The sequence below is a fragment of the Weizmannia agrestimuris genome (assembly GCF_943193165.1).
Taxonomy (GTDB): Bacteria; Bacillota; Bacilli; order Bacillales; family Bacillaceae_C; genus Weizmannia; species Weizmannia faecalis.
In genome coordinates this window covers 1-8,234 of the sequence record NZ_CALPDC010000070.1, presented here as the reverse complement: position 1 = coordinate 8,234, position 8,234 = coordinate 1, and the positions used below count along the sequence as shown (strand labels likewise).

Below are 8,234 nucleotides of genomic sequence, written 5' to 3'. Positions count from 1 at the left end.
ATATCCATGGGAAGACCTCTCTCTAGATGTTCATTCAAGGTGTACATTTAGATGATAGAGTGTCTTCCCATTTTTTTTCACTCATTTGCCCCCTCGAGTAAAATTTTACACATACTTTCCACCAATTCAGGGATAATACCTCGCATTGCAGGGGAAGTAAAGGCTCCTAATATACCATTTATAATTGCCAATGGGAAAATCGTATATGGATTTCCGCCTGCAAGGACGATAATGGCAATCCCCATTTGAGAACATCCGGAACCGAGGTTACTTAGGCGTATTAATTTATCTCGTCTGTAACGATCAGCAATACTGCCACCGATAACCAGCATCAAAATATTAGGGAGAACCGCAGCCGCCAGTATATACCCCAATAGATGTTGGCCCTGCTTAACTTTAAGAATTGCAAAAGCAAGAGAAACAGGAGTCATCGCACTTCCGAATAAAGAGACTGTTTGCCCTAAGAAAAACCACTTGAATTTTTCACTAAGTGATAAAGTATTAAATATTGACTGATTTCTCAAAGCGAGCCCTTCTTTCAATTGTTATCGGATAGGGCCCCTTTGTATGAGGCTTTCTTTTGGTAAATGTCTGATCACTTTTCCAGCCATCAATATTCTGCTTGCCTGTATATTCTTTTTCATTTTAAAGGTGAACCCTGTTTTTTCCAAAAAGTTGCGGTTCAGATAGACTCTCTATATTTTCGAGTGAACGTCCTGTCGTTTTTGGCGCCAGTAGTGCGATATCCAATACGACAATCAGCATTGCTATTGCAACAATAATAAACATCGCTGTTGCACCTTCATTTTCCAGTACCGGGAGCAGCATAAACGGCATGAGGCCGCTCATAATGCGGCTGATGCTGTATGCCATTCCGGTAGCACTCGCACGGATTTCAGTTGGAAAGATTTCCGCCTGCAGTACGTGGAAAGCATTTGAAAAGATATTGCTGCAAAGTGTATAGGCAAATCCAAATACAATGACCAGAAAAGGCGAGCCGCCGATCCCAAATAAAACGCCAAATACACCCATACAAACAGCGGAAAAGCACACCAGCCATTTACGGTCCATTTTTTCGATAAGCGGAACAGAAAGTAATGATCCGAGCGGGTAGCCGATAAATGACAAGGCAATATACTCCAGTGAATGCGTGACGGTGTAGCCCTTTGATGCGAGTACAAGCGGTGCGAGCGTCCCAAAGCCGTAGTAGCCAATCGTTTGGAAAATTTGAAAAATGTAAAGCATGACCGTACTTTTCCATAATCTTTTTTGAAAGACCGCACTCAAAGTACTTCCCTTTGGCGTTTGATCTGCAGGCTCAGATTGCAATTTTGAAACCATCCCGGCCTCTTTCTTTCCTTCCTGAAATCTCTCCAGTAATGCAACTGCTTCCTGCATTCTTCCTTTTGTGGCAAGCCAGCGCGGAGACTCCGGAAGCGACCGCGCCGCTATCAAGACGAAAACACCCCCTGCCGCCCCAAGCAGGAACACCCATCTCCATCCATCCAATCCCATTGGGCTTAAAGGTACAAGGACACGGGAAAGAAATCCTTCAACAGGAACGGCGAGAAAACCAAGCGTATACGCCCAGGCAATATATTTCCCGCGTTTTACCGACGGAATCAATTCGCTTAAATATGTATCACATAACGCCGGCTGCGCGCCCAGGCCCATTCCTGCCAGGAACCGGAAAAAAATGACCGTGCCGACATTCGGGCTAAAGGCAATGAAAATAGTAAAAAGACTATAAATGCCGATATTGAGCATAAACGCCCGCTTTCTGCCGTAACGGTCCGCAATATGGCAAAGGAAAATAGCCCCGATAAACATCCCCAAAAAGCTGGAGCCCAGCAGCAAAGGCATGAGCGAAGCCGAGACATGAAATTCTTCACCTAATACACTGGAGAGCACACCTGCAAGAAATAACTCAAAAAACTCGAAAAATAATCCCATTCCAATTACCGCGGTTGCCCGTTTTTGCACTTTTCCTACTGACAGCCTGTCCAACTGATGTCCGATCGTCTGATTCAACGGTCATACCTCCCTGAATTGTCATTTTCTTTAGCTGAATGAAACTTCAACTTAATTGAAGCGGTTGCTAATATTGTATGGATTTCTAACATTTCAAAAATTAAATATCTCTATATTAGTATTTTTTATTCAGCTCGTCAACCCTTTTTGCAGATTTTTTAGAGATTAAAAAAAGTGGAAGCCTTCTATTTTTGGCAATCAATAGGTATCCCAAATGGACGGCGTGAAAGCGAAATGCAACAGCAATATGCGGGGTCCCATAAACGCACTCTTTTAAAAGAATGGGAAAGAAGCGGAGCTGCAGAGGATAAAGAACATGTATTGTGACCGGTAAAATGATGGTGCAGCTCGGCCATATGAAAAAGTGCCGCGATTGCGGGCGTCGGTTGAGATGGCAAAAACAGATGTGTAGCTCGGCCATATGAAAAAGTGCTGCCGAATTTTTGCTGCCATAAACAATCTAACCAACAGCAAAAAAATAACCGTTCCCATCTCCTAGATAAAACTGCGGATAAGAAAGCCAATTTATACTTGTCTTTGTGCTGCCGGGTCTTCCTGGCTGTTTTTTCTTACTGTATAGGAGACAGCTAAAAAGATGATGGCGATGCCGGCTGCCTGCATATAGGACGGTGCGAAACCAGTGATGAAAATATCAAGCAAAATGGCAACGCACGGATCAAGATAAGAAAGGGCTGAGATGACGGACGTGCGCAAAAATCGGATGCTGCCATAAAACAGCAAATACACGATACCGGTATGGATGACACCTGTCAGCAAGCTGAATGTCCAGTTTTCGGGAGTGAGCCCAGTGTATTTTGAAAAGTCGACAAAAGGCGCCAGCATGATGACCCCGATGAATGTTTGCAGAAACGTGACGAGGTATGGACTTGCCTGTTTGATCCTTGTGCCGATCATCACTGTACCTGCATAAAAAATCGCCGCACAAAATGCGTAAACCGACCCAACCAGGAGAACGTGGCTGAACGCAGAGGAAGCTGTTACGGTAATCATGATGGTGCCGATAAAGGCCGCCAAAGTGGCAAGCAGTCCGCCCCATTGGAATTTTTCCCGGAACAGCGTCCAGCCTGCAACAAGCACAATGAGCGGAGCTGTATTGTAAATGGAAATCGCGGCGGTGACAGAAGTTTTTTCAAACGCCAAAAACAAGAAAAGCCAGTTGATGACAAGCGTAACACCTCCGCCTAAAATAAAGAGCATCTCTTTTATACTCCAGCGCTCTTTTTTGTACTGGCCGGTCGCAAGCCAGTAAACGGCTAAGATCGCTGAAGCACTCACACAGCGGACGAAAACGAGTTCCAGTGCGGGCAGGCCCGTATACTTAGAGAAAAATCCGATTGAACCAAAAATCACCATGGAGATGCTTAGTTTTAAAAATGCCGGTTTATTCATGAAAGTAATCCTTCTTTTATGTATAAAGTCGTATTTTCAGTATAATTTGTATTGAAAAAATTGTAAATAAAAGGCCTGGCACTTTGCGTGGCGCCAAGCCTTTTGTAGACCACGTATACGACCCTGCCGCCATCCTCCTCAAAGCGGATGCTGACGGAATCCTATATTTCTCCTCAAACCATTTGCGAATCGCTGGATTCAGTCAGGAAATCAAAATTTTTGCCGTTTTATAAAATGAACAAAATATTCCAGCCCTGTTATCTGCTGTACCAAGTCGTCATCATGCAAATGGGTGCTCGGACTTGATGTAAATACTTAAGTTCATTTCTAGTTGCTTGATCTCTTCTTTATTGTGTTTTAACATGGCTGCCACTTTATCGGCACGGGGCACCTTTTTTGGCAATCATCTTTTAGTCGAACCGAATCATGATTCTAGATGAATCCCCTTTAGCCAATTTGTCGAAACCCTCATTTATCTCATCCAAAGAAATGACATCACTTACCAATTCATCCACTGGCAAGCGGCCGTTTTTAAAAAGCCGGATATAATTTGGAATATCCCTTTCTGGAACACAGCTACCGATATAGGAACCTTTTAGCGTCCGTTCCTCAGCCGTCAGCGTTACATAAGGGAAAGAAAAATGATGTTTTGGATCCGGTAGTCCTGTCGTAACGGTTGTGCCACCGCGCTTGGTGATGGCGTATGCCGTTTCCATCGCCGGGACTGCACCTACCGTCTCAAAAACAGTATCCAGTCCCCCGCCAGTTGCTTCACGTATTTTCTCAACAACATCTGGATCTTTGGAATCAAATACATCTGTTGCTCCAAACCTTTTTGCCAACGCAAATTTATTTTCATTGACATCTACTGCTACTACACGGCTCGCCCCTGCTGATACAGCCCCGATTAATGCGCTTAATCCGACGCCGCCCAAACCGACAACCGCAACTGTGCTGCCCAACTTAATCCGGGCTGTATTCACGACTGCCCCGACCCCCGTAATGACAGCGCATCCAAAAAGGGCAAGCTTTTCAAACGGAACGTCTTTTTCAATTTTAATCAAAGAACGACGGGACACAACAGCATATTCTGAAAAAGCGGATACGCCGAGATGGTGCATGATGTCTTCACCATTTGCATGCAGCCGGATGCCGCCTCCTGGTAAAGTACCTGCCGCGTTTGAAGCCGCACCCGTTTCGCATAATGCAGGGCGTCCCTCCTTGCACGGCAGGCATTCGCCACAGCTTGGTACAAACACACAAACAACATGGTCACCCGGCGCAAGATCCGTCACACCTTCACCGGTTTTCACCACTTCACCGGCAGCCTCATGCCCAAGAGCCATCGGTAAAGGCCGGGGTCTGCTGCCATTTATAACAGACAAATCCGAGTGGCACAAACTGGCCGCCTTCATCTTGACAAGCACTTCTCCTTGTTGCGGTTCATCGAGTTCCAATGTTTCAATTTTAATCGGTTTGCTTGCTGCATATGGCATAGCAGCACCTGATTCCCGTAGTACAGCAGCTCTGATCTTCACTCTCACCCATCTCCTCTGAAATTCGTTATGTATCAGCGCACTTGAACGGTTTTCAAAGCCTACGAATATCACTTATATGCTTTGTTTTCGGCGAATTGGGATTGCTGAACAAATCTGGAACGCCCGGAACTAGCTGATATGCTTCATAGCCTTGATAAGTATAGTGATTTGTGTTTAGATTCGCTATTATTAAATTCTTTATTTTATTTTACGACTGAATAATGAAAAAAACAAATAAGCAGCCTTTAGTAAATGCAAACCGAAATTCATCCCTTACCTTCTGCCCTTCACCGATTGAAGAGAGTGACTTCTTCCGGAAAATGAAAAAACGCTCCTTACTAGATTATAAGGAACGTTTTACCGAAAAACTGAAATGTGATCTTTTGATACCGGTGGTCGGGGTCGAACCGACACTCCCGAAGGAACACGATTTTGAGTCGTGCGCGTCTGCCAATTCCGCCACACCGGCATGATCCTATGAATCTCAAACAAAACTGTTTGTTATGTCACTTTTATAATTATATCCAGATCGTAAAAAATGTCAATAACCATTGTGTGAAAAAGGGAAGCAAAACAGCTCCCCTATTCACATATGATCTTCCTTCAGTTCACTTAGGATCTCATAAGACCGCAGCCGCTCTTCATGGTTGTAAATATGCGATACAAACATCAACTCATCGACCTGTGTATCATCCAAAAATTCTTCCATTTTCTCTTTGATTGTCTGTTTTGAACCGATAAAAGCATATTCAAGCTGACGCAATGCCGCTTCTTTTTCAAACGGAGTCCAAATCCCGTTCATGCTATCGACAGGCGGCTGCAGCGTCTGCGATTTTCCACGGATAACGCCGAGGAAAAACTGGTACAGGCTTGTTGCGATCCTTTCTGCTTCTGCATCTGTGTCAGCTGCTACGCCATTCACACACGCAATCACATATGGCTTTTGCAAATACTTGGACGGTTTGAAGTTCTCCCGATAAAGGTATAAAGCATCAAACAATTGCGCTGGTGCAAAATGGCTTGCAAACGAAAACGGCAGGCCGAGCCTGGCAGCAAGTGTGGCACTGTATGTACTTGACCCAAGAAGCCAAACCGGAACATCCACCCCTTCTGCCACGACGGCCCGTGCATACGTCCTGCGTTCTTTATCCGAGAGAAAATAGTTCATCAGTTCTTGGACATTATCCGGAAAATCCATTTCCCCGCCCCTTAAATTCCTTCTGAGCGCCGCAGCTGTCAATTGGTCTGTACCCGGCGCACGGCCAAGGCCGAGATCAATTCTGCCTGGATAGATGGAACCCAGTGTTCCAAACTGCTCAGCCACGACAAGCGGTGCATGATTTGGAAGCATCACACCGCCAGACCCGACACGGATGGTTTTCGTCCCTGCCGCTATATACCCGACTAAAACAGCCGTTGCAGAGCTGGCTACTCCCACCATATTATGGTGCTCCGCGAGCCAGTATCGTTTGTAGCCCCAATTTTCAACATGCTGTGCGAGGCTTAGGCTATTTTTAAACGAATCTGCCGGTGTCTTTCCAGATAAAACGGGGATCAAATCTAAAACCGAAAATGCAACGTCATTCAACTTTTTTTGACTACCCATTGTCCGCTTCCTTTCCTTCTACTCGTGAAGATAGATCTATTGTAAAATAACAGATTCCCAAAACAAAATGATTTGCCTAACCTGTCCGGTGTATCCCAATGATGAGAACGTTCGTTTATGATACTGAAATTAAGGGAAAATGCAATGAAAAACAGTGCTCGTATGATCGGACCCATGGGCGTTGGGTGTTTCGGGTACAAGCTTCCCAATAGAAGCAGCAGAAAGAGCATTGGTATCCAAACTTCATGAAGTTGGCGAAATGGAAAATAGACTGCTTGTTGAAGCAGTATGCATAACTGGATCAATCGTTGGAAAGCCCCGTAAAAGTGAACAATCGAGAGAAAACCGGACCTTTTAAAGGAGGGGGTTAGCGATGCAAATTGGCATGGACTTATTAAAATTGATTATGGGCTTTCTTGCGCTCATTTTTTGTCTAAAATGTACCGGCGCCAAAAGCATTTCAAACCTTACGCCAATCGACTTCATCTGGAGCATAATGCTGTCTGAAATCGTCGGCAACGGCCTTTATGACCCAAGTGTAAAATGGTACTACATTCTTGTGATGCTTTCTGTTTAGGTCATCATTAAAATCATTTTTGACATCCTCATTTATCGCTATGATAAACTGGAAAAATTCCTTATCGGGGATAAAACGGTGATTATCGATAAAGGAAAAATTAACAAAGTCGTACTGAAAAAAAATAAAATTGATATGAATCAACTGTCGGAGTTATTGAGAAAGCAGGGCGTATTTTTGCTTGATGAAATTGACCAGGCCTATCTTGAAAAAGATGGGACGATTACGGTAAAAAAAAGAAAAAACAACCCTAGTAAATAGTAGGCTGCCCAGTTCTGTTCTCATTATAAAAGGAAAATCTAAGATAGTATTTCCAAACCTTTCTTATTAGATCAATTCCCTTTTTGTACAAGTTAAACAACTATAGATACTCACAAGTGTACGCTTTCAAGCAGCCACTTAAATTGGCCTCGGCTTCAATAATATAATTGCAATAAAAAAACGCTTCTCTTTATCTTGAGAAGCGTTCCATTTGGCATCAGCTTTCAATGTGATGCTATTATACCGGTGGTCGGGGTCGAACCGACACTCCCGAAGGAACACGATTTTGAGTCGTGCGCGTCTGCCAATTCCGCCACACCGGCATGATATGATGGAGGCGGCAACCGGAATCGAACCGGTGATAAAGGTTTTGCAGACCTCTGCCTTACCTCTTGGCTATGCCGCCATCAATGGAGCGGAAGACGGGATTCGAACCCGCGACCCCCACCTTGGCAAGGTGATGTTCTACCACTGAACTACTTCCGCATACTGGGCCAGCTGGATTCGAACCAGCGCATGACGGAGTCAAAGTCCGTTGCCTTACCGCTTGGCTATGGCCCAATAAATATGGGGCGGATGGTGGGAATCGAACCCACGAATGCCGGAGCCACAATCCGGTGCGTTAACCACTTCGCCACAACCGCCATCATAATGGCAGGGGCAGTAGGAATCGAACCCACACTGGAGGTTTTGGAGACCTCTGTTCTACCTTTAAACTATGCCCCTTTAAAAAATGGAGGGGGACGGATTCGAACCGCCGAACCCTGAGGGAGCGGATTTACAGTCCGCCGCGTTTAGCCACTTCGCTACC

At 44.9% G+C, this 8,234-nt stretch carries 7 protein-coding genes and 8 tRNA genes; 2 read left to right on the top strand and 13 right to left on the bottom strand.

The features are described from left to right. Positions 1–77 precede the first annotated feature (77 nt). The 6 genes from NFR98_RS15175 to NFR98_RS15150 all read right to left on the bottom strand — a co-directional run bounded on the left by NFR98_RS15175 (position 78) and on the right by NFR98_RS15150 (position 6,585). Positions 78–524, bottom strand: coding sequence for an MFS transporter (locus tag NFR98_RS15175; RefSeq protein WP_014097401.1), 447 nt, complete (start codon positions 522–524; stop codon positions 78–80). 121 nt (positions 525–645) lie between these two features. Beyond that, entirely contained in the window at positions 646–2,031 is a 1,386-nt protein-coding gene (locus tag NFR98_RS15170) for an MFS transporter (RefSeq protein WP_061087049.1), read from the bottom strand. Between the two features lie 525 nt (positions 2,032–2,556). Next, on the bottom strand, positions 2,557–3,441 hold the full coding sequence (locus tag NFR98_RS15165; RefSeq protein WP_014097399.1) for a DMT family transporter: 885 nt from the start codon (positions 3,439–3,441) through the stop codon (positions 2,557–2,559). A 410-nt stretch (positions 3,442–3,851) separates the two neighbouring features. Then, positions 3,852–4,979, bottom strand: a complete 1,128-nt coding sequence (locus tag NFR98_RS15160) for a zinc-dependent alcohol dehydrogenase family protein (protein ID WP_017550136.1) — start codon at positions 4,977–4,979, stop codon at positions 3,852–3,854. 387 nt (positions 4,980–5,366) lie between these two features. Continuing rightward, positions 5,367–5,448: transfer RNA gene (locus tag NFR98_RS15155), tRNA-Leu, on the bottom strand. 117 nt (positions 5,449–5,565) lie between these two features. Beyond that, complete coding sequence (locus NFR98_RS15150) at positions 5,566–6,585, bottom strand: LLM class flavin-dependent oxidoreductase (RefSeq protein ID WP_017550137.1); 1,020 nt, start codon at positions 6,583–6,585, stop codon at positions 5,566–5,568. A gap of 373 nt (positions 6,586–6,958) precedes the next feature. Here NFR98_RS15150 and NFR98_RS15145 point away from each other — a divergent pair, with 373 nt between their 5' ends. Next, positions 6,959–7,162, top strand: a complete 204-nt coding sequence (locus tag NFR98_RS15145) for a DUF421 domain-containing protein (RefSeq protein WP_017550138.1) — start codon at positions 6,959–6,961, stop codon at positions 7,160–7,162. Between the two features lie 3 nt (positions 7,163–7,165). After that, on the top strand, positions 7,166–7,423 hold the full coding sequence (locus NFR98_RS15140) for a YetF domain-containing protein (protein WP_328229888.1): 258 nt from the start codon (positions 7,166–7,168) through the stop codon (positions 7,421–7,423). A 241-nt stretch (positions 7,424–7,664) separates the two neighbouring features. On the opposite strand, the gene NFR98_RS15135 is transcribed toward NFR98_RS15140, so the two are convergent. The 7 genes from NFR98_RS15135 to NFR98_RS15105 form a co-directional block, all read right to left on the bottom strand. Next, positions 7,665–7,746 (bottom strand) — tRNA-Leu (locus NFR98_RS15135). 9 nt (positions 7,747–7,755) lie between these two features. Then, positions 7,756–7,829 (bottom strand) — tRNA-Cys (locus NFR98_RS15130). A 5-nt stretch (positions 7,830–7,834) separates the two neighbouring features. Beyond that, a tRNA-Gly gene (locus tag NFR98_RS15125) sits at positions 7,835–7,909 on the bottom strand. A gap of 3 nt (positions 7,910–7,912) precedes the next feature. Continuing rightward, positions 7,913–7,984: transfer RNA gene (locus NFR98_RS15120), tRNA-Gln, on the bottom strand. Between the two features lie 7 nt (positions 7,985–7,991). Continuing rightward, positions 7,992–8,067, bottom strand: a tRNA-His gene (locus tag NFR98_RS15115). A gap of 8 nt (positions 8,068–8,075) precedes the next feature. Continuing rightward, positions 8,076–8,149: transfer RNA gene (locus NFR98_RS15110), tRNA-Trp, on the bottom strand. 8 nt (positions 8,150–8,157) lie between these two features. Further along, positions 8,158–8,233: transfer RNA gene (locus NFR98_RS15105), tRNA-Tyr, on the bottom strand. Between the last annotated feature and the right edge of the window lies 1 nt (position 8,234).

What these genes read in the sequence shown, in the direction of transcription:
- NFR98_RS15145 (WP_017550138.1), top strand. Translation starts at nt 6,959, where the DNA reads ATGCAAATTGGCATGGACTTATTAAAATTGATTATGGGCTTTCTTGCG.
- NFR98_RS15150 (WP_017550137.1), bottom strand. Translation starts at nt 6,585, where the DNA reads ATGGGTAGTCAAAAAAAGTTGAATGACGTTGCATTTTCGGTTTTAGAT.
- NFR98_RS15165 (WP_014097399.1), bottom strand. Translation starts at nt 3,441, where the DNA reads ATGAATAAACCGGCATTTTTAAAACTAAGCATCTCCATGGTGATTTTT.